This window comes from Pseudomonas sp. O39 (assembly GCF_045447295.1).
GTDB classification, from domain to species: Bacteria; Pseudomonadota; Gammaproteobacteria; order Pseudomonadales; family Pseudomonadaceae; genus Aquipseudomonas; species Aquipseudomonas antarctica_A.
Genome location: NZ_JBJGXV010000014.1, coordinates 89,197 through 114,808 on the forward strand (window position 1 = coordinate 89,197; position 25,612 = coordinate 114,808).

Annotated in this window: 20 protein-coding genes; 2 read left to right on the forward strand and 18 right to left on the reverse strand. The window is 60.5% G+C overall.

Features of this window, described 5'->3' with window-relative positions:
- Positions 1–531 precede the first annotated feature (531 nt).
- Positions 532–1,611, forward strand: coding sequence for a 3-deoxy-7-phosphoheptulonate synthase (locus tag ACI77D_RS18575; protein WP_407017220.1), 1,080 nt, complete (start codon positions 532–534; stop codon positions 1,609–1,611).
- Between the two features lie 61 nt (positions 1,612–1,672).
- On the opposite strand, the gene ACI77D_RS18580 is transcribed toward ACI77D_RS18575, so the two are convergent.
- The 6 genes from ACI77D_RS18580 to ACI77D_RS18605 all read right to left on the reverse strand — a co-directional run bounded on the left by ACI77D_RS18580 (position 1,673) and on the right by ACI77D_RS18605 (position 9,005).
- Entirely contained in the window at positions 1,673–2,374 is a 702-nt protein-coding gene (locus ACI77D_RS18580) for an NAD(P)H-dependent oxidoreductase (RefSeq protein WP_407017221.1), read from the reverse strand.
- Positions 2,375–2,513: 139 nt separating this feature from the next.
- On the reverse strand, positions 2,514–4,121 hold the full coding sequence (locus tag ACI77D_RS18585) for a 5-guanidino-2-oxopentanoate decarboxylase (protein ID WP_407017222.1): 1,608 nt from the start codon (positions 4,119–4,121) through the stop codon (positions 2,514–2,516).
- Positions 4,111–6,219, reverse strand: coding sequence for an acetate--CoA ligase family protein (locus ACI77D_RS18590; RefSeq protein ID WP_064451809.1), 2,109 nt, complete (start codon positions 6,217–6,219; stop codon positions 4,111–4,113). The genes ACI77D_RS18585 and ACI77D_RS18590 overlap by 11 nt, the downstream gene beginning before the upstream one ends.
- Before the next feature lie 18 nt (positions 6,220–6,237).
- Positions 6,238–7,398 carry an acyl-CoA dehydrogenase family protein gene (locus ACI77D_RS18595; RefSeq protein WP_407017223.1) on the reverse strand — a complete coding sequence of 387 codons (1,161 nt, stop codon included), beginning with the start codon at positions 7,396–7,398 and terminating at the stop codon, positions 6,238–6,240.
- A 28-nt stretch (positions 7,399–7,426) separates the two neighbouring features.
- Complete coding sequence (locus ACI77D_RS18600) at positions 7,427–8,218, reverse strand: enoyl-CoA hydratase/isomerase family protein (protein WP_407017224.1); 792 nt, start codon at positions 8,216–8,218, stop codon at positions 7,427–7,429.
- 148 nt (positions 8,219–8,366) lie between these two features.
- A complete protein-coding gene (locus ACI77D_RS18605; protein WP_064451806.1) occupies positions 8,367–9,005 on the reverse strand; it encodes a TetR family transcriptional regulator C-terminal domain-containing protein in 639 nt (212 codons plus the stop codon).
- 195 nt (positions 9,006–9,200) lie between these two features.
- Between ACI77D_RS18605 and dkgB the strand changes: the two genes are divergently transcribed.
- Complete coding sequence (gene dkgB / locus ACI77D_RS18610) at positions 9,201–10,019, forward strand: 2,5-didehydrogluconate reductase DkgB (RefSeq protein WP_407017225.1); 819 nt, start codon at positions 9,201–9,203, stop codon at positions 10,017–10,019.
- Here dkgB and ACI77D_RS18615 read toward each other — a convergent pair.
- The 12 genes from ACI77D_RS18615 to ACI77D_RS18670 form a co-directional block, all read right to left on the reverse strand.
- On the reverse strand, positions 10,016–10,438 hold the full coding sequence (locus tag ACI77D_RS18615) for a hypothetical protein (protein ID WP_064451804.1): 423 nt from the start codon (positions 10,436–10,438) through the stop codon (positions 10,016–10,018). The genes dkgB and ACI77D_RS18615 overlap by 4 nt on opposite strands.
- A gap of 134 nt (positions 10,439–10,572) precedes the next feature.
- Positions 10,573–14,199 (reverse strand): transporter substrate-binding domain-containing protein, encoded by a 3,627-nt coding sequence (locus ACI77D_RS18620; protein ID WP_407017226.1) that lies wholly within the window; start codon positions 14,197–14,199, stop codon positions 10,573–10,575.
- A gap of 6 nt (positions 14,200–14,205) precedes the next feature.
- Entirely contained in the window at positions 14,206–14,832 is a 627-nt protein-coding gene (locus tag ACI77D_RS18625) for a response regulator transcription factor (protein WP_064451802.1), read from the reverse strand.
- Between the two features lie 303 nt (positions 14,833–15,135).
- A complete protein-coding gene (locus ACI77D_RS18630; RefSeq protein ID WP_053255480.1) occupies positions 15,136–15,852 on the reverse strand; it encodes an MgtC/SapB family protein in 717 nt (238 codons plus the stop codon).
- A gap of 106 nt (positions 15,853–15,958) precedes the next feature.
- The gene (mgtA, locus tag ACI77D_RS18635; RefSeq protein ID WP_262667527.1) at positions 15,959–18,664 is read right to left on the reverse strand and encodes a magnesium-translocating P-type ATPase; all 2,706 of its coding nucleotides are present in this window, start codon (positions 18,662–18,664) and stop codon (positions 15,959–15,961) included.
- Between the two features lie 435 nt (positions 18,665–19,099).
- The gene (locus ACI77D_RS18640) at positions 19,100–19,729 is read right to left on the reverse strand and encodes a LysE family translocator (protein WP_064451800.1); all 630 of its coding nucleotides are present in this window, start codon (positions 19,727–19,729) and stop codon (positions 19,100–19,102) included.
- 78 nt (positions 19,730–19,807) lie between these two features.
- Positions 19,808–20,410 (reverse strand): formyltransferase family protein, encoded by a 603-nt coding sequence (locus tag ACI77D_RS18645; RefSeq protein ID WP_064451799.1) that lies wholly within the window; start codon positions 20,408–20,410, stop codon positions 19,808–19,810.
- A gap of 56 nt (positions 20,411–20,466) precedes the next feature.
- Positions 20,467–21,786, reverse strand: a complete 1,320-nt coding sequence (locus tag ACI77D_RS18650; RefSeq protein WP_064451798.1) for an aspartate aminotransferase family protein — start codon at positions 21,784–21,786, stop codon at positions 20,467–20,469.
- A gap of 26 nt (positions 21,787–21,812) precedes the next feature.
- Positions 21,813–21,956 (reverse strand): hypothetical protein, encoded by a 144-nt coding sequence (locus ACI77D_RS18655; RefSeq protein WP_167353688.1) that lies wholly within the window; start codon positions 21,954–21,956, stop codon positions 21,813–21,815.
- 31 nt (positions 21,957–21,987) lie between these two features.
- Positions 21,988–23,829, reverse strand: a complete 1,842-nt coding sequence (locus ACI77D_RS18660) for a carbamoyltransferase (protein WP_064451797.1) — start codon at positions 23,827–23,829, stop codon at positions 21,988–21,990.
- Between the two features lie 89 nt (positions 23,830–23,918).
- Positions 23,919–24,542 carry a LysE family translocator gene (locus tag ACI77D_RS18665; protein WP_064451796.1) on the reverse strand — a complete coding sequence of 208 codons (624 nt, stop codon included), beginning with the start codon at positions 24,540–24,542 and terminating at the stop codon, positions 23,919–23,921.
- 13 nt (positions 24,543–24,555) lie between these two features.
- Positions 24,556–25,599 (reverse strand): inosamine-phosphate amidinotransferase 1, encoded by a 1,044-nt coding sequence (locus ACI77D_RS18670; protein WP_259762731.1) that lies wholly within the window; start codon positions 25,597–25,599, stop codon positions 24,556–24,558.
- Positions 25,600–25,612 lie beyond the last annotated feature (13 nt).

Below are 25,612 nucleotides of genomic sequence, written 5' to 3' on the forward strand. Positions count from 1 at the left end.
TGATTGAATCCTGCCATGCGCCTCTAGTAAGCTCCCCCCATCATTTGGAGAAACACCATGTTGCAACTCACCCACACTCAGGTTTGCCCTGCTGCCAGCGCATCGCGCTCGGTGTCGGCTGCCCGTGTGAACGGTTTGAGCGCACTGGTCAGCTTTTATTTTGGGTATTGGTTTAGCCACTGGCGCGCCTGATACCTGAAATCGGCGCCCACTACTCAAGGGGTCGCCTACCAGAGAAATCTAACCCCCGGTCGGCTCCCCGACCGGGGGTTTTGTTTTTTCAAGCCTTAATTATTTTGCATCACACCGAACACTAAAAGGACTCACGACATGAACTACGCCACCTATTACCGCTACGACACTTCCACTGCATGGCGATTTAGCAAGCTCCGTTCGGGACAGCCTGCCGCCTCCGATCGGTCACCTATTGGTGGCAAGCCAACACACGCAGCCAATACGGCCAATTGTCGAACACCCCAGTAGGGCAGAGCGTGCGGGAACAGCCCGCCGCTTGCCCAGGAAGCCTTGAATATGAACTCCTCCATCGCCGCTCTGCCCGTCTCTGCCCTGTCCAGCGCCAATGAGGCCCTGACCCAGCGCCTGCCCAGCTCCCTTGAGCTCAAGCACCGGTTGCCTCTCAGCCCGTTCCTCAATGAACAGATCCACGCCCATCGCCAAGCCGTGCGCGCCATTCTCAATGGCGAAGATTCACGTTTGCTGGTGATTGTCGGCCCGTGTTCGATCCACGACCCCGAATCCGCCATGGAATACGCGCGCAACCTGAAGAAGCTGGCACTTGAGGTCAGCGACCAGATGCTGCTGGTGATCCGTGCCTACGTCGAAAAACCGCGCACCACCATCGGTTGGAAAGGCCTGGCCTACGACCCGCACCTGGACGGCAGCGACGACATGGCCGCCGGCCTCACGCTGTCCCGCGAGCTGATGCGCGAAATGCTGCGCCTGGGATTGCCGGTCGCCACCGAGCTGCTGCAACCGATGGCCGCCGGCTACTTCGATGACCTGCTGAGTTGGGTCGCCATCGGTGCGCGCACGACTGAATCACAGATCCACCGCGAAATGGCCAGCGGCCTGGGCATGCCGGTCGGCTTCAAGAACGGCACCGACGGCGGGGTTGCGATTGCCTGCGATGCAATGCGCTCGGCGTCGCACCCGCACCGCCACTTCGGCGTCGACAGCCAGGGCCACCCGGCGATCATCCAGACCCCGGGCAACCTCGACACCCATCTGGTGCTGCGCGGCGGTCACCGTGGGCCGAACTACGACGCGCAAAGCGTGGCGCAGGTGAAGCATGACCTGGCCAAGTCCAAGGTCGCGGCGGGGATTATGGTCGATTGCAGCCACGCCAACAGTGGCAAGGACCCGTTGCGTCAACCGGCGGTGTTCAACGACGTGTTGGAACAGCGCCTGCAGGGTGACACCTCGCTGATCGGCATGATGCTCGAAAGTCATCTGTTCGAAGGTTGCCAACCGTTGAGTGCGTCGATGAAGTACGGCGTGTCGGTGACAGATGGTTGCCTGGGCTGGAACAGTACCGAGCAGTTGTTGCGCAGTGCGGCCGAGCGCCTTCGCGCGCACAGCAAAGCCGACTGACCGATGAGAATCAAACTGTGGGAGCTGGCTTGCCAGCTCCCACAGTTGAACGTCGCCGGGCTCAGGAAAGTGGGTACAGCGCCTCATCAAACTGCGCCAGTTGCGCAAACACCAAGGGCTGTTCATCCACCAGCCCTTGTAGCCGCTGCTCATACGCCAGCAGAAAATCACGCCGCGCCTCGTCGCTGATATACGGCACATGCCACGCCACAAACGGCGCCAGCACCTCATACCCGACATACGCCAACGTACCGCGCAGGATCGGCCGCAACATATCCTCCAGCGGCCCGTGAATCGCGCCTTCACCGAACATGTGTTCGCGCCCGCCCAAGGTCACCGTGACCAGCGCACGCTTGCCCGCCAAACCGCCCTGATCATAGAGCCGCTTGCCGCCATAACACACACCGGACACCAGCACGCGGTCGACCCAGCCCTTGAGCATTGCAGGCATAGAGAACCAGAAGATCGGAAAATTGAAGATCAGCAGGTCGGCCCATAGCACCTTGTCCAACTCGCCCTGAATATCCGCCGCGATCGACTGTTTTTTTACACCCAGGCGTTGCTCCAGTGCATACACTAGATACTCGGGATTCTCTCGCGTGGAAAAATCAGCCGCCGACGCCACCGGGTTCCACTGCATGGCATACAAGTCACTCACCTGCACCTGATGCCCCAGGCCTTGCAGCGTGGTCACGCCCTGGTCGCGCAACGCAGCGGTAAAGGACTGCGGCTCAGGGTGGGCGTGAACAATCAAAACCTTCATGTGAACTCCTCAAACGCTGTACGCCGCCCGTTGGGCGAGCAAATGATCAAGCCATTCGGGGGCCATTTTCACTTCCGATAAAAACAGCAGGCCGGTGCGCCTTTGGTTGTTTTCGCCCAGGGTCCCGCGCCTGTATGGGTCAACAGGCACAGGCATGTTTGAGCTCGATCAACGTCACGCCATTGCGTTTGAAGCCGTTGCGCAAGTCCGTCTGCAATTCATCCAGGCTCTTGGGTTGGTACACGGCACAACCGAACGCCTGGGCAAACAGCGCAAAATCCGGGTTGCGCGGCAGCACACCGATGGGTTCGATATCCAGGCTCAGCATGTCGTCGCGGATCTGACCAAGGGCGTCGTTATTCCACAACAGCACCACCAACGGGCTGTCCAGTTCCTCCACGGCGGTCGCCAGTTCCTGGGCGGTGTAGAGAAAACCGCCGTCCCCCACTAACACCAGGCCGGGGCGCAGCGGCGCACCGAACTTGGCGCCGATGCCGGCGGGCAAGCCATAGCCCAAGGTGCCGTAGCCGGTGGGGTGCAACCAGCTGCGCGGGGCGCGGCTTGGGTAAGCGTAGTTGCCGGTGTAGGCCAGTTGGGTCATGTCACTGCTGATGAACGCGTTGGCAGGCAGTTCGGCCTCGATGCGGTCAAGAATGGCTTGATGAATGGCCTGTAGCGGGCCGTGCCCAAGCGCTACCGCCTGGCGCAATGTTGCGACCTTTTTGATCGACGCGTCTGCGTGGCGCGGTGCAGGCGGTAACCCCTCGAGCAAGGCCAACACGGTCTGGTTGGCATCGCCGTGCAACGCCAGCGTGCAGGGGTAGAAATCATTGAATTTGCGCGGGTCGATATCCACCCGTAACAGCTCACCCTTGATTGGCAAACGCTCGCGCCAATAATCGGTGTCAGCCATTTCCGTACCGACCGCCAGCACCACATCGGCCTCGCTGATCAGTTGCCAGCCCGGTTCGACACACAGGGTGGAACCGGCATTCAGCGGATCGTTGATCGGCAGCAGTCCCTTACCCGCAACGCTGGTAAAAAACGGCGCCGCCAGGCGCGTACTCAAACGCTGTAACGCCTCGCTTGCTGCCAATGCGCCCCCGCCGGCAATGATCATCGGCCGTTTGGCCGCCGCGAGCGCGGCCACTGCCTGCTCCAGCACGTCGGCCGATGGCAGACCACGCCCTGGACGGCGGACCACCTCATTGCTCCAATCCCTTTTGACCGGTGCCGCCAACACATCCAGCGGCACCGAAATATGCACCGGCCGTGGCCGCTCGCTGTCGAACACCGCGTAGGCACGGGCGATCAGCTCGGGCAGATCCTCGGCACTCAATGCCACCGCCGAAAACGCGGTGATGGGAGCGGTGATCGCCCGCTGATCCTGGGTCTCGTGCAGGCTGCCCCAGCCTTTGCCGAGGCTGGCGGTGGAGTTGACGCTGGAGATCACCAGCATCGCAATGGAATCGGCATAGGCCTGGCCGATGGCGGTTGCGGCATTGGTGACGCCAGGGCCGGTGATGACAAAACACACGCCGGGTTTACCACTGACTCGTGCATAGCCGTCGGCCATAAAACCGGCGCCCTGTTCGTGGCGCGTGAGCACGTGGCGAATGCCGCTGCCGGGCAGGCCGCGATACAGTTCCAAGGTGTGCACACCGGGAATGCCGAACACCGTGTCGACGCCATAGTTGGCCAACAACCGCACCAGCGCCTGGCCGCCGGTCACCATTTTATCTTGCATAGCCATCTCCTAGTCGAATCAATGCATCGACCGCCGTGGCGCCTTGGGCATTGACCAGCAATGGGTTCACATCGAGTTCCAGCAACCGTTCGGCATTGGCACAGGCGTAGTCAGCCACCGCGCGAATCGCCGAGACCAACGCGTCCATATCCGCCACCTCACGCCCGCGAAAACCTTGCAGCAAAGCGGCGCTGCGCAGGCTGAGCAACGCGTTGCCAATCGCCTCGTCAGTGGTGGGCAGCAACAGGCTGCGGCTGTCCTTGAGCAGTTCCACCAGGATGCCACCGGCGCCAATCACCAGGGCCAGGCCGAAGTCGTTTTCACGCTTGATGCCTACGATCAACTCGGCCAAGGGCTGGGCTGCCATGGACTCCAATAGCAGTCGATCGAAGGCAACGCCGGGTGCATACGCGGCGATTTGCCCGCGCATCTGCTCAATCGCAGCGCTTAAAGCGGCTGCGTCTGGCAGGTTAAGCGCCACCGCCCCGGCTTCGGTTTTATGCGGTAAATCGGTGCTGACTGCCTTGAGCACCAACGGGTAGCCCAACACCTGTGCATCGGTAATCGCGCGTTCCGGCGTACTCAACACACTCGGTGGAGTGGGCAAGCCAAACGCGCGTAATGCCTGTTTGGACGCCCATTCATCCAGGGCCGCGCCATGGCCATCGAGGGCTTGTGGGCACAGCGGTTCGAGGATCGATTCGCCCCGCTCAAGCAAGACGCGACGATGGTTTTGGTAGCCAGCAATCCGGCCCCATGCCGCGAGCGCATCTTCCACCCCCTGCAAGGCGGGAATGCCGTGGGCATGCAGGCGTTCGCGGGCATGGACCGGCAACAGCTCGGGAAACGCCGAGGTGACGAAACCGCTCTTGCCATGTCGGCCGAGCGCTGCGCAAAACAGCGCCAACAGCAGGTCGCATTCCTGGCGCTCGCCGGTAAATTCGGCCGGGTAATCCAGCACCAGCATGGCGGCATCTGCGTCGGTGCGCAGGGCCGTGTCGAGCATGCTATGGAGTGCTTCACGGTCGCCCCAGATGGCGGTGGTGAAATCCAATGGGTTGACCAGATTGGCGTAGCTGGGCAGCACCTGCGCCAGTTCAGCACGCTGGCCTGCGTCAAGTTTCGGCAGGGCCAGATGGTTGCGCTCGGCGTAATCGGCAATCAGCCCAGCATCACCACCGGAACAGGCCAGCGCGATCAGGCGATTTCCTGCCGGCAGGTTGCCGCACGCCGCCGCCTTCAAGGTTTCGACAAAACTCACCGGCCCGCTCACCCGGATCACGCCCAGACGTGCAAACAAGCTGTCGTACAGCGCATCGGAGCCGGACAGTGAACTGGTGTGACTTAATGCCAGCTCGGCGCCTAGCTGCGAGACGCCGGTTTTCAGTGCGATGATCGGAATGCCTTTTTCCAGGGCTTTGTGCGCCGCACGGGCAAAACCCGGCACATTTTTCAGGCCTTCCAGGTGCAGGCCGATGGCGGTAACGCGCGGTTCGTCGAGCAACACGTCCATCAATTCGGCCACGCCCAGTTGTGCCTGGTTACCCACTGAAGCCATGTAGGCGACCGGCAATGAGCGGTCGCTCATCGACAGGTTGTAGGCAAAGTTGCCGCTCTGGGTCAGTACCGCGACGCCCTTCTCGACCGTCTTGCCGCCATGGGCCACCGGCCACAATGCCGAGTTGTGCAGGTAGTCCAACAGGCCGTAGCAGTTGGGGCCGAGCAAGGCCATGTCGCCTGCCACTTCTAGCAACTGCTGTTGCAAGGCTGCACCGTCGGCGCCGGTTTCGGCAAACCCTGAGGCGTAGCAAATAGCTCCGCCCGTGCCGATGGCGGCGAGTTCAGCGATGCAGGTCAATGTCAGTTCACGGTTGGTGGCGACAAACACCGCATCCGGGCCGCACGGCAGATCAGCCACGCGGCGGACACAAGGGATGCCGTCGAGGCAGTCATGCTGCGGGTTGACCAGCCACATTTGCCCGGTAAACCCGCCGTCGGCGCAGCGCTTTAGGGCGCGAGCCATGCTGCGCCCGCCGACAAATGCCAGATGCCGGGGCGCCAGCAGGCGCTTGAGGTTATCGCGAATAGCCTGGGACATAAGCGTTCTCCGCGCCGATCAGCGCAACAGCGGCCGCAACAGTTCGCGCGCAATGATATGGCGCTGGATTTCCGAAGTGCCTTCCCAGATCCGCTCGATCCGTGCGTTGCGCCAGATGCGCTCCACCGGTCCTTCATCCATCAAGCCCATGCCGCCGAAAATCTGCACGGCTTCGTCGGCGACCTTGCCCAGGGTTTCGCTGGCAAACAATTTGGCCATGCCGGCCTCGCCGTCGGTCATGCGGCCCTGGTCCATCTTCCAGGCAGTGTGCAGGGTCAACAACTCGGCAGCGCGAATCTGCGTGGCCATGTCCGCCAGCTTGAAACTCACGCCTTGATAGGTACCGATGGGCTGGCCGAACTGCTTGCGATCCGCCGCCCATTGCAGCGATACGTCCAGCGCCCGCTGAGCCTGGCCGACGCAATTGGCGGCGACCATCACGCGCCCTGCGGTGAGCCAGGCATTGGCGACATCCCAGCCTTTGCCCACTTCACCGAGCACCTTGGACGCCGGGACGCGGCACTCGTCGAAGAACATCTCATAGGTGTGATAGCCGCGGTTGCTGACGCACTTGGGACCTCGGCGGATGGTCATGCCCGGGGTACCCCGGTCCACCAGAAACGAGGTCACCTCATTGCGTGGGCGCCCGTTGTATTCATAGGTGTCGGTCACGGCAAACACGATGGCGAAATCGGCGTGCCCCGCATGGCTGATAAAGTGCTTGCTGCCGTTGATCACGAAGTCATCGCCGCTGCGCACGGCACGGGTCTTGATGGCGTTGGCATCCGAGCCGGCACCCGGCTCGGTCAGCGCGAAGCAGTCGATTTTCTTGCCCTGCACGCAGGGCAACAAGTAGTCCTCAATCTGTGCGCCAGTGCAGGCCATGAGGATTTTCGAGGGGCGCGCGACAAACACATGCAGTGCCCACGACACCTTGGACAACTCCCGTTCGATCAGCGCCTGGGACAGGTAATCGAGGCCGCCACCACCGACCTCTTCGGGCATGTTGAAGGCATAGAAACCAGCAGCGATGGCCTTGTCACGAATCTGCGCAGCAAGCGCCGGCGAGACCTCATCGGCGCGGTCCACCGCCGCCTCATGGGGCAGCAATTCCTTGATCACAAAACTGCGTACCGCGTCCACCAACATGTCTTGTTCTTGGCTGAGTTGGAAATTCATGGCGCTACCTGCTCGGGGGGTGTTGTTGTTATTTGCCGCAGAAGTTCGGGAGGCGTTTTTCCATGGCTGCGCGCAGGGCTTCAGCACCATCGGCGCTGCGTCCACACAACAACCCAGCGGCCAGTTCGGCCTGCAGTTGCTCGGGCAGGCTGCGATCGGCGCCTTCGCGAATCAGGGCCTTGGTCTGGGCGAAGGCGAAGGTCGGGCCGTTGGCCAGGCGCGTCGCCAACTCGGTGGCGTGGGCGTGGAGTTGATCATCGGCGACCACCTCGCCCACCAACCCTGCAGCCAGTGCGCGGTCGGCGCTCCACAGTTCATCGAGGAACAGCAGGCGCTTGGCCTGTTCGCTGCCGATCAGGCGCGGCAAGTGCCAACTGGCACCGGCATCCGGCGAGTAAGCCATGCTGGTGTAGCCGGCCTTGAAGCGTGCCGACTGCGCGGCGATGCGCAGGTCGCAACACAAGGTGAGGTCCATGCCGGCGCCGACGGCGGTGCCGTTGATCGCAGCAAGGGTGGGTTTGTCGAGGGTGTGCAGGCGGGTCATCAGGGCGTGGGCGGTTTCGGTCCAGCCGTAGGTTTCCAGGGCGCCACGGGCTTCGGCTTCGGCCCACTCCGCCAGGTCGGCACCGGCGCAGAAGCTACGCCCGTTGCCAGTCAAGACCACCGCACGCACGGCGCTGTCGGTGTTGAGCGTATCGAGCAAGGCATGCAGGTGCTTGAGGGTCGGGATGTCCAGTGCATTGCGCTGGGCCACCCGGTTGAGGGTGATCCAGGCAACGCCTGCTTGCACATGGGTAAGCACGGGCGAATCGGTAGTCATGGCTTCCTCGAATTATTTTAATTGGCTTGAGGGGTGCGACATGGCGAGATACTAAACGAGTGTTCAGCAAGGAGGCAATCGGCAAACTGCAAATATTTTCAGGGGGGAAATATCGACCTGGACATTGCGTCCAGGCGGTGAGAAAGGCTCAGGTTTTGAGCTGGTAACGTTGGCGACCGCCACTCTGCAAGCCGTCGACCCAGGCTTCGCAAATCTGGATGCCCTGCGCCGGCGTAAAGGTGCCCGGGTTGAGCCCCGACTCCAACCACAACCCATCGAGCAAGGCGCTCAAGCCGATGGCGGCCAGGTCGGCGTCGAACTGTTTCCACCCCTCCTCCCTGGCCATGTCCGTCAGGGCCGAGCGCATGATGGTGCGGTACTCGCCATAGGAATGTTCGTGGGCCTGGTTGATCGCCGGGGCCGTCTTGACCGCGCCCCAGAATACCAGCCAGGCGTCCAGCAGTTGCGGGTCGAGCAGTTGTGGGGAAAAGGAGCCGCGAAACAACGCCGACAAACGTTCCCGCGGTTGCGGTGGCGCCTTGGCCATGGTCTCGCGCAACAGGCTCATGACTTGGGCGGTGATCGTGCGATAGGCCTCGGCCACCAGCTCATCCTTGCCCGAATAGTGATGACTGATCAGCCCCACCGACACCCCGGCCTCGGCGCTTATCTTGCGAATCGACGCGCCCTGGAAGCCATCGCGCTTGAGGCAAGTGAGCGTCGCCTGGACCAGATTGGCCTTGCGCAATTCCGGCTCCATGCGGGAGAAACGGGATTCCTGGGTCATACGGCGATTTCCTGCGGTTGAGTCGGCTGCACGACTCTACCTCAGTCGCGGTAACCGGGCGACACCCGATCCAGCATCCGCAGCAACGCCACTCGTGACTTTTGGTAAAGAGTCCTTTTCGGGTTCGGCGGTTTTTCCGAAGGAACGACGCGGGGATACTCGACTCCATTGTTCACCCCCCTTCTGGAGTTACTGATGTCTATCCCGACCCAAAACGTTCCCGCCTTCGGCCTCGGCACCTTCCGCCTGCAAGGCCAGGTGGTCATCGATTCCGTGAGCAACGGCCTGGAACTGGGCTACCGCGCCATCGACACCGCGCAGATCTATGAGAACGAAGCCGATGTCGGCAACGCCATCGCCGCCAGTGGCGTGCCGCGTGATGAATTGTTCATCACCAGCAAGATCTGGGTGTCCAATTTTGCCGATGGCTTGTTGATTCCCAGCCTGCGTGAAAGCCTGAGCAAACTGAAGACCGACTACCTGGACCTGACCCTGATCCACTGGCCGTCACCGGAAGACCAAGTCCCCGTGGCCGAATTCATGGGCCAGTTGCTTGAAGCCAAGCGCCTGGGCCTGACGCGCCAGATCGGTATTTCCAACTTCACCATTGACCTGATGAAGCAGGCCATTGCTGCGGTGGGCGCCGAGAACATCGCCACCAACCAGGTCGAACTGCACCCGTATCTGCAAAACCAGAAGGTCGTGGATTTCGCTACCGCCCAGGGCATTCAAATCACGTCGTACATGACCCTGGCCTACGGTGAAGTGCTGAAAGACCCGGTGCTCCAGCAAATCGCCGAACACCATCAGGCCACCCCTGCGCAAGTGACGTTGGCCTGGGCCATGCAGTTGGGCTATGCGGTAATCCCGTCGTCGACCAAACGCGCCAACCTGGAGAGTAACCTCAAGGCCCTGCAACTGACCTTGAGCGCTGCCGACATGGCGCAGATTGCTGGCCTGGAACGTGGCCACCGCTTGACCAGCCCCAAGGGCATTGCGCCGAAGTGGGATTAAACCCCCGCTATCGGCCTGCAGGATAACTCCCGCAGCCACGGCAACACCCGCAGGCCCGTGGCGGCCTCGGGTGGGTCGATGATGTCCATGAAATGTTCAAGGTTGACGTTGTCCGGCACTCCGGGCAGGCGTACCAGCACAGACGGCATTGCGCCAGCGGGTTGGCCTGGGTCCAGGTGATCGTAGAGCAACACATGGCGCACCTGGGGCTGCGGCCCGCAGACATGAGCGGCAAGCCCCGCATTGATGATCAAGACATCGAAGGGTTCGGCCGGGACTGCGGTGAGAATCTGGACTTCTTCGTAGGTTTGCACCGGCACAATCCGGTGGTACCCCAACTGATTGAGCATTTTTTCGATGTACAGCCGTTGCAGGTGCTGTTCATCGGCAATCAGGATGGTCAGTGCTTTGTTCGGCATGGCAAACCCCTGGGCTGGCAGTACTCGTCAATGAGAGCGGCTCATTTTCCAGACATATCCAGAAGACAAAATCAGCCAAGTTCCCCCTTCACGTAGGAGTTCTCCCAAATTCACCGAATGACCGTAAACCGCAGTCATGAAGGATTGCAGTAGTCACTCAGTCGTTTATGCAAATCGTCAATCGCCTCGTCTACCGCTTCAATCGCAGCCCCCAGTGCGGTGCGCTCCTGTCGTTCGCAGACCCTCTCCAACGTTTCGCAACAGGTGGTCAGCGCTTGGGCCTTGACCATTCGCGCCCCGCCCTTGACTCGATGAGCGAGGTCATGCAGCCCGCGAAAACTGACCTGGCGCTGCAGCAACGGGAGCCTCACGCGGTCAGCTTCCAGGCTGTCGAGCAACGCGTTCAAGAGTTCCTTGAGCGCTACTTGATCGTCCCCCGTGACGACCCTTAGCGAACCCAAATCCAATACCCCATCAACGTCGGGTACGCCTGGGCTGAACGCAAGCGAGGCCAGCGCCGAGCGTAAGTCCTCAAGCCCGGCCGGTTTGAACAGGCAACCATCCATGCCCGCCTGCCGACAGCGCTCGGTTTCTTCCGGTTGTGCATTGGCGGTAAAACCCAGCAGCAGGCAGGGTTCCAGCCCTTGCTCACGCTCTTGCGCACGAATACCACGTGCCAAGGCATAGCCATCCTTGAGGGGCATGTTGCAATCGGTAATCACCACGTCGGGATGCTGGGTTTGCCAACGCTCAAACCCCTGAACCCCCTCTTCGGCAGTGATAATGCGATGCCCCAGAAAGCTCAGTTGCCGGGCCAGCAGCAAGCGGTTAGCCGGGTAGTCATCCACGACCAGAATGTCCAGTACACGGGTCGGCCGGACGGCTGGGGCCGGGGCCGAAACCTCGGGCGGCAAGGCAGCCGTCCTGGCAAGTGTCAACGTCACATCCACCCGCGTACCCTGCCCGAGCACACTGCTCAACTGCAGCTTCCCGGCCATCATTTCGCACAGATTACGGCTGATCACCAAGCCCAAACCCGACCCGCTGCGCGCCGACTGCTCGGTATTGCTGCCCTGGATAAACGGGTTGAACAGGCGCTGCTGGTCCTCGGCGCTGATGCCAATGCCGGTGTCTTCTACCCATAACCTGAGGCTCAGATGGTCTGCATCAGGCGCCGCAGGACTGTGTGCGCCCAACCGCACCTGGCCATCGGCGGTGAACTTGATGGCATTGCTCAGCAGGTTGGAGACCACCTGCTTGAACCGCAACGGGTCGATCAACACCGGGCAGTCAATCAGTGGGTCAAGCTCTACCTGCAGCGACAGGCCCTTGGCCCGCGCCAGCCCTTCGAATACCCGTGCCACCGACATCAACAGTTCGTGCGGGTTGGCTGACTCCAGGGCAAGAGACAGGTGGCCAGACTCGATCCGGGCAATATCCAGAATATCGCCAATCAATTCCAGCATGCTGTGGGACGCAACCGAAGCGACGGCCAAGGCATCGCGGTCGGCGTGCCCCTGCTCGGCGTTGGCAAGCGCCAACTCGATCATGCCGATCACGGCGTTCATGGGCGTGCGGATTTCGTGGCTCATGGTCGCCAGGAACGTGGTCTTGGCACGGTTGGCGGCATCGGCTTCCTCCTTGGCTTCCTGCAACTGGCCCAGGAGCCGCTGGCGCTCGCTCACATCCACCCAACCGGCAATCATGCCCACGACGTTCTCGTCGCCATCACGGTACGGCAGCATCCAGTGGTAAATGGTCAACACCTTGCCACCGGGCAACCTGAGTACCCGATCATGAATCTGCGGCTCGCCACGCTCCATCAGCCGCAGGTAATCCTCATGGAAAGATTGGGCCTGCGGCGGGTTGCCGGTGTCGGTTTCTGTCACCGTCTTGCCGATCATCGCTTCGAGCTTGAAGCCGAAGACGTCCAGGAACGCACTGTTGCAAGCCATCAGCCGGCCCTGGCGGTCACGCACGTAAATCGGATGAGGCGTACCGTCGATCAGTACCCCCATAAAGCGCATCTGGTCGCTCAATGCCCGCTCGGCCTGGGCACGTTTGCGTATCAGACTGCGCAGGTAAATCGCCCACCCCAGGGTTACCAGCAGCAATACCGCCGCCAGGCCAAACCCTTGGATAATCGCACTGCGATGGCGCAACCAATGGTCTTCGATGATCACATCGGCACGCCATGGGTTGGCCAACTCATCCATTTCCTGAGGGCTGATGCTCAGCAACGCCTTGTCCAATATCGAGTACAACTCCAACTCGCCACGGTTGACCCCGAACGTCATGCGTACCGGATCAGAGCCCACCGTGCTGGTCACGCGCAAGCGGTCACGGTACTGAAAGGCAATAAGGTAACGCGCATAGATCAACGAATTGACGGCCGCATCGGCACTGCCGTTGGCCACCAGGGCCATGGCCTGCGTAGGGCTCCCGGCCTCCACAAAGTGGATACCGGGGTAGTCCCGATTGATGACCTCACGCAGCGCGTTGCCGCTGGTCACCGCGAGACGTTTTCCGATCATGTCCTCCAAGGTCATCGTGCCGGGGTAGTCGCTGCGGCTGACCAGCACCAGGGGGTTGGTCAGGTAGGGCCGGGTAAAACGCACCTGATCAGAGTCTTCGATGCTCGGCGCCACCACCGCCATCATGTCTGCCCGGCCCTTACTGACCGCGTCAATTTGCTCGGGCATCGAACCGCCGGAGACCACATCGAACTTCAAACCGGTACGCAGGCTGATCCTCGATAAAACGTCCGCACTCAGCCCCTCTAATTGCCCCTGTGCCGTGAAGGATGCCAATGGCAGCATCAGGTCGGACGCAACCACTCGGACCCGCGGGTGCTTCTCGAGCCAGCGCTGTTCACTGCGGCTCAAGTGCAGCCGTTCGGCCCCCAGAAAGCCAAGGTTACCTGCACTCCAACGGCGCAAGATTTCCATCTGTTCGTTAACCGAGATCGACCTCAGCGCAGTATTGATGATACGCAGCAGGCGAGTGTTGTCGCGGGTAACGGCGAACGCGAAGGCGTTGGATTCCAGGATGGAAAAATCCGCCATTTGCACATTGTTGAGGTGGTTACGGTTGATCTGGTAGTTGGCGGTGATGGCATCCCCGAGATAAACATCGGCGCGGCCGAATGCAACGGCGCCGATGGCTTCGAAGATAGAGGGAAACAGTTCCACGTGGGCCTTGGGGTAAAAAGCCTCTACGACATCGGGCGGCATGTAGTGATAGAGCATCGCCACGCGCTTGCCTGCCAGGTCGACACTCAGGGATTGGGTGTCTCCGGTACGGGTAACCAGGATCGGTTGATCATTGGCATAGGAGCGCGACAGCACCAACTGTGGGTCACCTGCTTCAAATCCGTTGGCCGATCCCAGGAAATCAATGGCGCCCTGCTTGAGCGCCTCGATCACTTCATCGCGCGTATCGTAGCGCCGGACCTCAACGGTGATATTCAGCGACTGTGCGAACAACTTCGCATAGTCAGCCGTGACGCCTTCAAGCTCGTCGTTGTTATTGGTCAGTTCGAAAGGCCCGTAATCGGGAGCGGAAACCCCCATCAACAATGTTCGCCGCTCGCGCAGCCAATGCCAGTCCGCTTCCCCCAACACCACGGATGGGCCTGTACCGTCAACGTTGGAGTGCCCCAGCAACCGCAGGGTATGGGGCTCATCAAGGGCCGCAGCCATCATCGGAAGCAGGCTCATCAACAGCGTAGTGATGAACCCTCGAACCTGGGCATGGGTCATTTCAAATCAGATCAGATGATTACGCTGGGCAAACTTGGCCATGTGTACCACGGACGACATGCGCAGCTTCTCCTTGAGCCTCGTCTTATAGGTACTGATGGTCTTGTGGCTCAGCAGCATTTGATTGGCGATTTCGTTATTGCCCAACCCCAGCGCCAGCATCTGCAACACCGCCAGCTCGCGATCCGACAGCAACTGCACCAGCTCCAACTCCGTAGACTGCAAATCATCACGGCGTACCGAACTGCTTGGCAAACTGGGAAAGCAGCTGTAGTTGGACATCACGGCCTTGATCGCTTTTTGCAGCTCGTCCAGTTCCCCTGTCTTGGCGACAAACCCCATCGCGCCAGCACGCATGCAACGCGAGGAAAAGAACTCCGGAAGGTACGACGTCAGTACCAGAATCTTGCACGGCAAGCCCAGCGCCTTGACTCGGCCGATCACCTCCAGCCCCCCCAGCTTCGGGATTGCCAAGTCGAGAATGATCAAGGCTGGGCGCCCCTCTCTGGCCTTCTGCACGGCATCGGCACCATTACCCGCTTCATCAATGTCAGTGAAGCCTTCCAGCGTCAGCAGATGGCGGACGGTTTTGCGGATAAACGGGTGATCGTCAACTATTAACGCTTTGCTCATAACACTCCCCTGAGAGGTAAGTAGACTTACACACCACACGGGACACAGGTACCTGTGAGAAATGACAGTGCCGACCAGCGGTGCTGCCCCCACTCAGGACGATAGCCAGGCTATGCCTGGTCCCTTTCGATTGAAAACAGGCCGAACACGTACAGCCAAACGGCTGCCGCTGGCTAGTTGCAAGGGCGCAACCTTAGCAACGAAATGACGTTTCAATCGAAGGGATAGTCCCAACCAAATGTAGGACTTTTCCTCGCGAAAGCATTCCCAAGCCAACGCCTGGTCATGCTTTGCAGGCGCAGGCTAGTCGGTGGTACTCGGGCTCCAGAAGGCCTGCACCACCAGGGTCGATGTGGAGATACGCGCCACCAGTGCATCCAGTTCGTCACCATCGACTGACGTGGCGGCAAGGGTGGCCTCGATTTCCACTTCTTCGCTGCCGAATGGGCGTACGTCGACGTCGCTGGCCGGGTAGTTGCAGCGCGCCAACTCGGCTTCCAGCAATACCATCACCGCCTGTTGCTGGCTGCGCCGTGCGATGACATACAGGATGTTGGTGACCTCTGCCGACACCACGTCCAATGGCTGACGGTTGATGTTATTGACGATCGGCCGCAGCAAAGTATTGGCCGCCAGCACAAACAGCGTGCCGAGCAGCGCTTCCAGAATCAGGTCGGCCCCTGCACAAGCCCCCACCGCCGCCGAGGCCCAGAGCGTGGCAGCGGTGTTGAGCCCGCGCACATTACCTTCCTCACGCATGATCACGCCGGCCCCCAGAAAGCCGATGCCCGAGACCACATACGCGACGACCCGCACGGCACCTTCCGCACCGCCCAGGCGGTTGGCCATGTCGACGAAAATCGCCGCGCCCACCGCCACCAGCACGTTGGTGCGCAAGCCCGCCGTGCGCTGGCGGTACTGACGCTCGAAGCCGATCAAGCCACCGAGGATAAACGCCGCGGTGAGGCTGACCAACGTGTCGACCAGGGTGGTGAGGTTGATGTTGTTGATGGCTTGCATAAAAAATCTCCTTGAATGCAGCAGCAAGCTGATTGCACCGTTGGCCCATGTGGGCGCTGGCTTGCCTGCTCCCACATGGGCCAACGGTATTACGGAATAAGGCCGGTTATTGCCAGCCAAACTTACGGATATAGAAGCCTTTCACCGCCTGGGTCAGCGCCATGTACGCCAGCAAAATCAGCGGCAGGAACACAAAGTACAACGACGGCAGCGCCTGCAATTTGAAGTAGTGCGCCAGCGGCCCCATCGGCAGGAAAATCCCCACAGCCATGATCACACCGGTCATCACCATCAACGGCATCGCCGCCCGGCTTTGCAGGAACGGGATTTTCGGGGTGCGGATCATGTGCACGATCAGCGTCTGGGTCAGCAGCCCCACCACGAACCAGCCTGACTGGAACAGGGTCTGGTGATCGGGCGTGTTGGCATCAAACACATACCACATGAGTGCAAACGTGGTGATGTCAAAGATCGAACTGATCGGACCGAAAAACAGCATGAACCGCCCCACTTCACCCGGCTGCCAGCGCTGCGGCTTGGCGAGCATTTCGTCGTCGACGTTATCGAACGGAATCGCGATCTGCGAAATGTCATACAGCAGGTTTTGCACCAGCAGGTGCATCGGCAACATCGGCAGGAACGGGATAAACGCACTGGCCACCAGCACCGAGAACACATTGCCGAAATTGGAACTGGCGGTCATCTTGATGTACTTGAGCATGTTGGCGAAGGTGCGGCGGCCTTCGAGCACGCCCTCCTCCAGGATCATCAGGCTCTTTTCCAACAGGATGATGTCAGCCGCTTCCTTGGCAATGTCCACGGCGCTGTCCACCGAAATACCGATATCCGCCGTGCGCAATGCCGGCGCGTCGTTGATACCGTCGCCCATAAACCCCACCACATGCCCGTTGGCCTTGAGCAGGCGCACGATGCGCTCCTTGTGGCTGGGTGTCAGCTTGGCGAACACATTGGTGGTTTCCACGGCCTTGGCCAGCTCGGCGTCGGTCATGTCTTCAATATCGTTGCCCATCAGCAAGCCCTGTTGTTCCAGGCCCACTTCGCGGCAGATTTTGGCCGTCACCAGTTCGTTGTCACCGGTCAGCACCTTGACCGCCACGCCGTGGGCTTTCAGGGCCTTGAGTGCCGGCGCGGTGCTCTCCTTGGGTGGGTCGAGAAAGGCGACATAGCCGATCAGCGTCAGGTCTTTTTCATCCGCCAGGCTGTAGGTGTCGCGCCCCGCCGCCATGGGCTGCGCAGCCACCGCCACGACGCGCAGGCCTTCTTCGTTGAAGGCCGCCGTCACCTGGCGAATGCGCGCCAGCAACTCATCGGTCAGCGCTTCGTTGGTCTCACCATGGCGCACGGTGTTGCACACCGACAGAATCTCTTCCACCGCGCCTTTGCAGATCAACAGGTGTGGCTGGCCCTGCTCGGCCACCACCACCGACATGCGACGCCGGTTGAAGTCGAACGGAATCTCATCGACCTTCTGGAACGCCGTGCCGACTTGCAAGTCGCGGTGCACTTCAACGTGTTCGAGCACCGCCACATCCAGCAGGTTTTTCAGGCCGGTCTGGTAGTAGCTGTTGAGGTAGGCCATTTCCAGCACGTCATCAGACTCTTCGCCCCACACGTCCACATGGCGCGCCAGGAAAATCTTGTCCTGGGTCAGGGTGCCGGTCTTGTCGGTGCACAGCACGTCCATGGCGCCGAAGTTCTGGATCGCGTCCAGGCGCTTGACGATGACCTTCTTGCGCGACAGGAACACAGCGCCCTTGGCCAGCGTGGAGGTCACAATCATCGGCAACATTTCAGGGGTCAGGCCCACAGCAATCGACAGCGCGAACAGCAATGCTTCGGTCCAGTCACCCTTGGTGAAACCGTTGATGAACAGTACCAGCGGCGCCATCACAAACATGAAGCGGATCAGCAACCAGCTGACTTTATTGACGCCATGCTGGAACGAGGTGGTCGCACGGTCAGTGGCGGTCACGCGCTGCGCCAGCGCGCCGAAATAGGTGCTGTTGCCGGTGGCCAGAACAATCGCCGTCGCCGCACCGGACACCACATTGGTGCCCATGAACAGGATGTTTTCCAGGTCCAGCGGGTTACGCGCCTGGCTGTCGTGCTGGTGGACGAACTTCTCCACCGGCATCGATTCGCCGGTCATCGCCGCCTGGCTCACAAACAGGTCCTTGGCGCTGAGCACGCGGCAGTCGGCGGGGATCATGTCGCCGGCCGACAGCACGATCAGGTCACCCGGCACCAATTGTTTGATCGGCAGCTCAATGCGCTTGGCCTTATCGCGGCGCAACACCGTCGCGGTATTGCTCACCATGGCTTTCAAGGCGTCGGCAGCCTTGTTCGACTTCGCCTCCTGCCAGAAGCGCAACAGGGTCGACAGCACCACCATGGAAAAAATCACCGTGGCCGCCTTGATGTCGTCCGTCAGCAAGGAGATCAGCGCGAGCAAGGTCAGCAGCAGGTTGAACGGGTTCTTGTAGCACTGCCACAGGTGCACCCGCCACGGCAGCGGCTGCTCATGCTCGACCTCGTTGAGGCCGTACTGCACGCGCAAGGCGTCGGAATCCTGGGTGCTCAACCCCTCGACATGGCTGCCCAATTTGCCCAGCAATTGCACAGCACTGCTGTTGGCCGCGACCACCAGGGTTTGCGCCAGGGTCGGCGGTACTTCGCGGCTGACGTTGGCGTCGGTCACGGTCTCGAGCATCGCCAGGCGTCGGAAATGCCGGGCAATGTGCCGGGTCCGCAGGAAACCGGCGAAGAACTCTTTCAGCAGTGTGAGGTTCATGGTGTAACTCCTGCGCGAGGAAACCTTCGTGCAGGTACGACCGACTGCACTGCGCCCTTTTTAAAGGCACAGTCAGCTTGGCCCGCCGGCCATAAAAGGCAGGCGCGTCCGTAGCCTCCTGATTGCGATCAGGTGCTGGTCAGCGTCGATGAGAGGGGTTGGGGCAGGTGCCAGGACTGGCCGCTGCCGCGATGCCGCTTCTCGCTTTGTTGGCGAGACAACGGCATCAGAAGAATGCGCGTTACCTTGCCAAGTATGTGCCGGTTACCGAAACCGGCCGACTACTGTCACTCGAACAAGTACCCACTTAGGGTCTCCGCTATTGATGAAAACGCGCGGAGTTTACGCCCCGACTCCGGGGGAGTAAACCGTAGGAAAGTTTACCAACAGGGAATAGGTGGATTCTTCAGGGTGGGTTCAGGAAAGCATTCGGCGTCACAACAGTGAACTGAGAAAGCCTATGGCAACGAATGAATAGAAGGCGCCGCAAATCAGGCCGAATGATTTACGCGTCCGCGTGAAAAACGGTTCCGCCGAATGGGCGGAAAATACCAGGGCGTAGGTACAAAAAATCAGAAACCCCAACAGCGCACAGCCCGCCACCAGCACAAAACTGGTCCAGGCCGGCGCATTGGCGCTAAGCCCGACGGTGGTCACGGTGAACCAGGTCAAGGCCGCCTTGGGGTTGGTCAAGTGAATGCCCAGCCCCTGCAAATAGAACCCCAGGTTTCGGGTCTGTTTTTCCCGCACCCGTGCCACCATGGTGGCGTTGTGAGCCAGTGCGCCACGGATGGACTTCCAGGCGAGGAAGAACAAGTAGCACGCACCCAGTACCTTCAGCCACAGCAGGATCTGGGTGTTGGACATCAACAACGCCGAGACACCGGCAGCGGTCATCGCACCCCAGCACAGCGACCCGGAAATAACCCCGGCCGCCAAGGCCAGGCCTGGCGTACGCCCGTAATTGAGGGAGGTATTGGCGATCGCCAGATTGCCAGGCCCAGGGCTGGCGGTGCCGATCACGTAGACGCCCAGTGCCGCCACGAAACTCGAAAACTCGAACATAGATGCTCTCTTACCCGTCGCGCCAACGCGCAGTGAACACTTCAAACCACAAGCGGCTTGAAGTGACTTGCCCAAAAACTACTTGAAACAACGATGATCCGGCTCTTGGGCACGAATCTGCTCCATCCAGGGTTTGAGTTCCGATTGTTTGTACAACCGCTCCCCCCAGTTCTCCGGCGAGACCGGCAACGGTCGCCCCACCAGGATGTAGTCGGTCAGCAGATGAATAAACTGCTGCAAGCAATAGGCCCCGACATGCAGGCGCAGGGACGATGCCGTCTCGGCGGGCGCTACATTGAAGCGCGCAACATTGATGATCTGGCCACTGTCGACCGACGGCGCAAGGTGGTGGCACGTCGAGCCGTAGGTTTCATCGTTGTAGTAAATTGCGTAATGCTGACTGCCCAGCCCGCGATACTTGGGCGGCGCTGGGTGCAGGTTGATCGCACCCTTGCGCGCATTTTTATAAATGCTCTCTGGGAAGATGAAATCGCCACGGTAGGAAATGATCCAGTCGCCTTCCCAATTATCCAGGTGATAAGGGTAAGGATCACCCGGGTCCCAACAAAACACCTCAAGGTTGGAGAACACGGTCTTGGCGAATTCCACCCCATGATCGCACCAGTCCATGGTGCACACCGACAGCAGGACTTTGTCCTTGCACGGCTCGATTGTCTGCATCTTCACTGCTCCATTTCTACGTAATTTGGGTGAACGCGCGATACATCGCCTGACGGCTAATGAGCCACGGCCCGCACCACCGCACTGAACCGTTCAACCATTTGCGCCAGCTCGTCTTCACGGGTGATAAATGGCGGTGCAAACAGCACATGATTGCCTTGTACGCCCTGCACGGTGCCACTGCCCGGGTAGATCAGCAGGCCGCGTGCCAAGGCCTCTTGCTTGAGCGCTGCCGCATACGCACCACCGCCCTTGAACGGCGCCTTGGTGGCGCGGTCTTGCACAAATTCAACCCCGACAAACAACCCTCGCCCGCGCACATCGCCAACGGTATCCAGGTCACTCAGGCTTTCCTTGAGCCAACTGCGCAGCTGCTCGCCGCGCTGGCGCACCCGGGCCAACAGTTCGTCTTCAACGATGACCTGCTGCACCTCCAGGGCGATGGCACAGGCCAGTGGATGGTTGACATGGGTTTGGCCGTTGCCCAATACGCCCGAGCCCCGCGCCATCACCGAATGCACCTGTTCACTGATGAGCAGCGCTGAAATCGGCATGTAACCGGCCGCCAGGCCTTTGCCCACGGCGACCATGTCCGGCACGATGCCGTCGTCGGCATACGCGAACATCTGGCCGGTGCGCCCCATCCCGGCCATCACCTCATCGAGAATCAACAGCACATCGTGACGCTCGCAGACCGCCTTGATTTTGCGAAAGTAACCCGGCACCGGGGGAACAGCGCCGCTGGTCGAACCCACCACGGTTTCGGCGAAAAACGCCGCGACATTTTCGCTGCCCAAGGCGCGGATTTTCTGGTCCAGTTCTTCGGCCAGGCGGGTTGCATACTGCTCTTCAGTTTCGTCGTGCCGCTGATCACGGTAGGCGTAACACGGCGACACGAACTCGGCCGCCGGGAACAACTGGCCAAACACCGACTGACGCTGCGGGTTACCGGAAATGCTCAGGGTGCCCAGGGTGCTGCCGTGATAGCTCTGGCGCCGGGAAATAAACACCGACTTATCCGGCAGCCCCCGCTCGCACTGGTACTGGTAGGCGATTTTCATCGCCAACTCCATCACCTCCGAGCCTCCCGACAAAAACTGCGCTCGCGCCAGGCCGCCGCTGCCGGCCACCAGGTGTTCAGCCAGTTCCTCCGCTGCCGCCGTGGTGAAACTGCCGGCATGGGCCCAGGCGAGTTTTTTCGCCTCCCGCTCGAACGCCGCAACGATGCGCGGGTGGCCATGGCCCAGGCTCGACACCGCGACACCCCCACAGGTGTCGAGGTAGCGTTTACCCGCCGCATCCTCCAGCCAGCACCCGGCGCCACCCACCGCAAGAATCGGTGAGGTATTGAGGTTTTTGTAAATCACCTTTGACATGGACACAGATCCTTAGGCCGATGGCGTTACGGTTGATTGACGGCGTGATCCCACGCGGACGGCGCCTGGTGGAAGCGACGGCCAAACCGTGAGGAATGCAGCACCGAGCGCGTCAACCCGACGGGCAGGAGTACAACCATGAACACGATAAACGCGAGAAATCTCAGCATGGAAAAAGCTCCGGAAAGTTAGGGGTCACGATCAGTCCAGCGGGATTTCGTTGCGCCAGTCGACGCTTTCAACAAAGGCAGGCTGGCCCGGCCGCTCCAGTACGTAACGGCCGAGTACCAGAACGTCCATTTCCGTGCGCATAAAGCAGGCATACGCTTCCTCCGGCTTGCACACGATGGGCTCGCCACGCACGTTGAACGAGGTATTGACCAGTACCGAACACCCGGTGCGCTGCTTGAAACTGCGCAGCAGGTAGGTGAACGGCGCGTTGTTTTCCTCGGTCACCGTTTGCACCCGCGCCGACAGGTCGACATGGGTTACTGCCGGCAATTGCGAGCGAATATTGTTGATGCTGCCCAAGCCACGCTCCGGGCCACCCTCTTGCAGCGATTGCGGGGTTTTGATGGCGTCCGACACGGGCGCGACCATCAACATGTAGGGGCTTTTTTCACAGATATCGAAATAATTCCCGGCGTCCTCGGCCAGTACTGCTGGCGCAAACGGGCGGAACGACTCGCGATACTTGATCTTCAGGTTCATCGTGCGTTGCATCTGCGGGTTGCGCGCATCGCCGAGAATCGAGCGCGCGCCCAGGGCCCGCGGGCCAAACTCCATACGGCCCTGAAACCAGCCCACCACAGCGCCATCGGCCAGTCGGCTGGCGACCTGGTCATACAGGCCGCTGTCGTCATAGCGAATGAAGGGGTATTGGTTTTCCAGCAGGAATGCGGCGATTTCTTCATCGCCGAAGCCCGGCCCCAACAGGCTGCCGCTCATGGCGTCCGACTTGCTGCTGGCCAGGTGCGGGCGGCCGCAGCGCTTGACCGCATGATCCATCGCGGCACCCAAGGCGCAACCGGCATCCCCGGCTGCCGGTTGGATCCAGATCGAGTCAAAACGCCCGGAGCGACTAAGCACGCCATTGGCCACGCAGTTCAATGCGACCCCGCCGGCCAGGCACAGATTGCGCTGGCCGGTCTGCTTGACGGCGGCCGTCGCCAGCCCCAGGACCACCTCTTCGGTGACTTTTTGAATCGACGCCGCGAGGTCACATTCACGCTGCGATATCGGGCTTTCGGGTTGGCGGATCGGCCCTTCGAAAAGCGCTTCGAAGGCCTCCCCGACCATGCGTTCACCACGCAGGTACTCGAAGTACTTCATGTTCAAGGTGAACGAGCCGTCGGGGCGGATATTGATCAGTTCATCGCGAATCTTGTCGGCATAGATGGGTTGACCATACGGCGCCAACCCCATCAATTTGTACTCCCCCGAATCGACCTTGAAACCACAGTAATAGGTCATCGCCGAATACAGCAGGCCCAGGGAATGCGGGTAGGAAATCGAGTTTTTCAGCTCAAGGCTGGAGCCCTGGCCTTGCCAGATGGTCGTCGAATGCCATTCGCCAATGCCGTCGATGCACAGCACTGCGGCGTTCTCGAACGGTGAGGGATAAAACGCAGCGGCCGCGTGAGAACGGTGATGCCGGGACGCCTGGGTGCGCGGCGCCTTGCCCCGTCCCAGCGCCTCGAGCTGCTCATCGACGAACTTGAGCACGTTCCACTTCCAACGAATCCATTCCGGCATCGCATTGATAAACGTGCGGGCGCCGCCGATGCCGCCACTGGCGAAGGAGGACATCACTCGGGAGAATTTCTCCTGAGGGTCTTCGTAATAGACCACAGCCTCCAGGTCATCCAGGGTAATCCCCTCGGCGTCCAGGCAGTACGCAATCGCCTGGGCCGGGAATGCCGGATCGTGACGCACACGGGTGAAGCGCTCTTCCTGAGCAGCAGCAACGGGCACACCGTCCTTGACCAAGGCGGCAGCACTGTCGTGATAGAAGGCAGATATCCCTAAAACATACATAGCCATTTAAGTGTGCATCCTCATCACATCATGCCAATCCATGGAGTTGCTTGTGCCCACCGAGCGGTGAGCGGCACAGCAACTTTCTAGGCGTTTCAAAACCATCCTTGAGCGAATGGCAGACTTTTTATGACCGGTATCAACGACACCACCAGCACCAGGCTCATGGCGATATTGAAGACCTTCAAATGCCGCGGCCGCGTCAAGAAGCGCCGCAGGTACTGCCCAAAAAACACCCACACCATCGAGCACGGTGTGCCGAACAAAAAGAACAACAGTGCAATCAAAAAAACCTGCAGGGTGTAGCCGCCCAGGGGCGACGTGTAAGCCAACACCGCGCCCACCGCCATGACCCAGGCTTTCGGATTGACCCACTGAAACAACGCCGCGCCAGTGAACCCCAGGGGCTTGCCGGACTTGTCAGCCAGGTCCGCGGTGGGCGAGCGGGCGATCTGATAAGCCAGAAACAGCAGGTACACCGCCCCGATCACTTGCAACCCATCATGCAGGCTCGGGTACTGCCGAAAAATCGCGCCGGCGCCCAGGCCGACCGCCACCACCATCAACGGAAAGCCGATGTTGATCCCGGCCACGTGGCGCAGGGTTCGGCCCATTCCGAAGTTGGCGCCCGAGGACATCAACATCACGTTGTTCGGCCCCGGCGTGACGCAGGTGGCGATCACGAACAATGCAACCGCGTAGTAATCCAGAATCTGCATCACTGCCCCCTTATCAACGGTAGTCTTCCAACGTGCCGCGTCGACGGATATCGACGGACACACAATGGAAGCCGCCGCTCAAACTGCGGGCATGCCGCATCTTCAGCGGTGCCACATCGATGCCATGGCGTTCCAGCGCACGAATCAACGGGACTTGCTGGTCGTTGATCACCGCCAACGACGGGTTGACCATGATGAAGTTCATGCCCTGCCAAATGGATGCGCGTGGGTAGGACCAGCAATAACCGGTGTCCACCATGTCGGGCGCCCAGATAATGTCCCAGTGCTTGAACACTTCCGGCACCTGGTCCTTGGCGATACGCTCAGGGTTCAACACCACCAACCCGGGGCGTACCAGGGTGATCGTGGTGTCCAGGTGCGTACCGTCGTAGAACCCACTGAGGGCGTGCACCCGGTATTGATCACCGAGCACTCGCTTGAGCCATTCGTAGCCCAGCCGATTGCCACTGCGCGACTCCAGGTAAAGAATGTCGCGCCCCATACGCAGCACGTTGGCTGCATCGAAGATAGGTTCCTCATTGGCAATGATCGACCCTTCACGCGGGTTCACCCGGTAAGTGTTGTCACCCAGTTGCGGCTTGGGGGCCGAGATCCAGTTGGCGCCGCTGGCGAAATACGCTTGCAGGTGTTCACGGTAGGCGAAAGGTTCGAAGTAGCGGCTGCGCAAGGCCATCGGCGCTTCAATGATGGTCTTGCCGATCGGCAGCAGGACATCCCGAGGGCAGTAATTGTATTCACCGTCGGTCTTCCAGTCGGACGTCCCGAAGACCTCGGCGTGGTAGGACTTCTTGGGGCGGCGTACGGTAACGCCATGCCCCACCAGAAACGCCGCGAACGCATCGAGGTCTTCTTCGGCCTCTGCAACGACCTGCTCGGGATAGGGGCCCGACGGAATCTCATGCATGGCGTCGTGATGTTCGCTGTAATCAAGGGCGAACAGGCCTTTGTCCGGCCGAGGCACGCGCGCGCCATGGGCAATACCTACGATCATTTCCTCGAGGGGGTCCCATTCGTTATGCACTTCTACCAAAGACATAGTTGCTCCTCGT

Bases quoted from the DNA above. Each gene is read 5' to 3' on its own strand.
- ACI77D_RS18575 (WP_407017220.1), top strand. From the start codon at position 532: ATGAACTCCTCCATCGCCGCTCTGCCCGTCTCTGCCCTGTCCAGCGCC.
- ACI77D_RS18580 (WP_407017221.1), bottom strand. From the start codon at position 2,374: ATGAAGGTTTTGATTGTTCACGCCCACCCTGAGCCGCAGTCCTTTACC.
- ACI77D_RS18585 (WP_407017222.1), bottom strand. From the start codon at position 4,121: ATGCAAGATAAAATGGTGACCGGCGGCCAGGCGCTGGTGCGGTTGTTG.
- ACI77D_RS18590 (WP_064451809.1), bottom strand. From the start codon at position 6,219: ATGTCCCAGGCTATTCGCGATAACCTCAAGCGCCTGCTGGCGCCCCGG.
- ACI77D_RS18595 (WP_407017223.1), bottom strand. From the start codon at position 7,398: ATGAATTTCCAACTCAGCCAAGAACAAGACATGTTGGTGGACGCGGTA.
- ACI77D_RS18600 (WP_407017224.1), bottom strand. From the start codon at position 8,218: ATGACTACCGATTCGCCCGTGCTTACCCATGTGCAAGCAGGCGTTGCC.
- ACI77D_RS18605 (WP_064451806.1), bottom strand. From the start codon at position 9,005: ATGACCCAGGAATCCCGTTTCTCCCGCATGGAGCCGGAATTGCGCAAG.
- dkgB (WP_407017225.1), top strand. From the start codon at position 9,201: ATGTCTATCCCGACCCAAAACGTTCCCGCCTTCGGCCTCGGCACCTTC.
- ACI77D_RS18615 (WP_064451804.1), bottom strand. From the start codon at position 10,438: ATGCCGAACAAAGCACTGACCATCCTGATTGCCGATGAACAGCACCTG.
- ACI77D_RS18620 (WP_407017226.1), bottom strand. From the start codon at position 14,199: ATGACCCATGCCCAGGTTCGAGGGTTCATCACTACGCTGTTGATGAGC.
- ACI77D_RS18625 (WP_064451802.1), bottom strand. From the start codon at position 14,832: ATGAGCAAAGCGTTAATAGTTGACGATCACCCGTTTATCCGCAAAACC.
- ACI77D_RS18630 (WP_053255480.1), bottom strand. From the start codon at position 15,852: ATGCAAGCCATCAACAACATCAACCTCACCACCCTGGTCGACACGTTG.
- mgtA (WP_262667527.1), bottom strand. From the start codon at position 18,664: ATGAACCTCACACTGCTGAAAGAGTTCTTCGCCGGTTTCCTGCGGACC.
- ACI77D_RS18640 (WP_064451800.1), bottom strand. From the start codon at position 19,729: ATGTTCGAGTTTTCGAGTTTCGTGGCGGCACTGGGCGTCTACGTGATC.
- ACI77D_RS18645 (WP_064451799.1), bottom strand. From the start codon at position 20,410: ATGCAGACAATCGAGCCGTGCAAGGACAAAGTCCTGCTGTCGGTGTGC.
- ACI77D_RS18650 (WP_064451798.1), bottom strand. From the start codon at position 21,786: ATGTCAAAGGTGATTTACAAAAACCTCAATACCTCACCGATTCTTGCG.
- ACI77D_RS18655 (WP_167353688.1), bottom strand. From the start codon at position 21,956: ATGCTGAGATTTCTCGCGTTTATCGTGTTCATGGTTGTACTCCTGCCC.
- ACI77D_RS18660 (WP_064451797.1), bottom strand. From the start codon at position 23,829: ATGGCTATGTATGTTTTAGGGATATCTGCCTTCTATCACGACAGTGCT.
- ACI77D_RS18665 (WP_064451796.1), bottom strand. From the start codon at position 24,542: ATGCAGATTCTGGATTACTACGCGGTTGCATTGTTCGTGATCGCCACC.
- ACI77D_RS18670 (WP_259762731.1), bottom strand. From the start codon at position 25,599: ATGTCTTTGGTAGAAGTGCATAACGAATGGGACCCCCTCGAGGAAATG.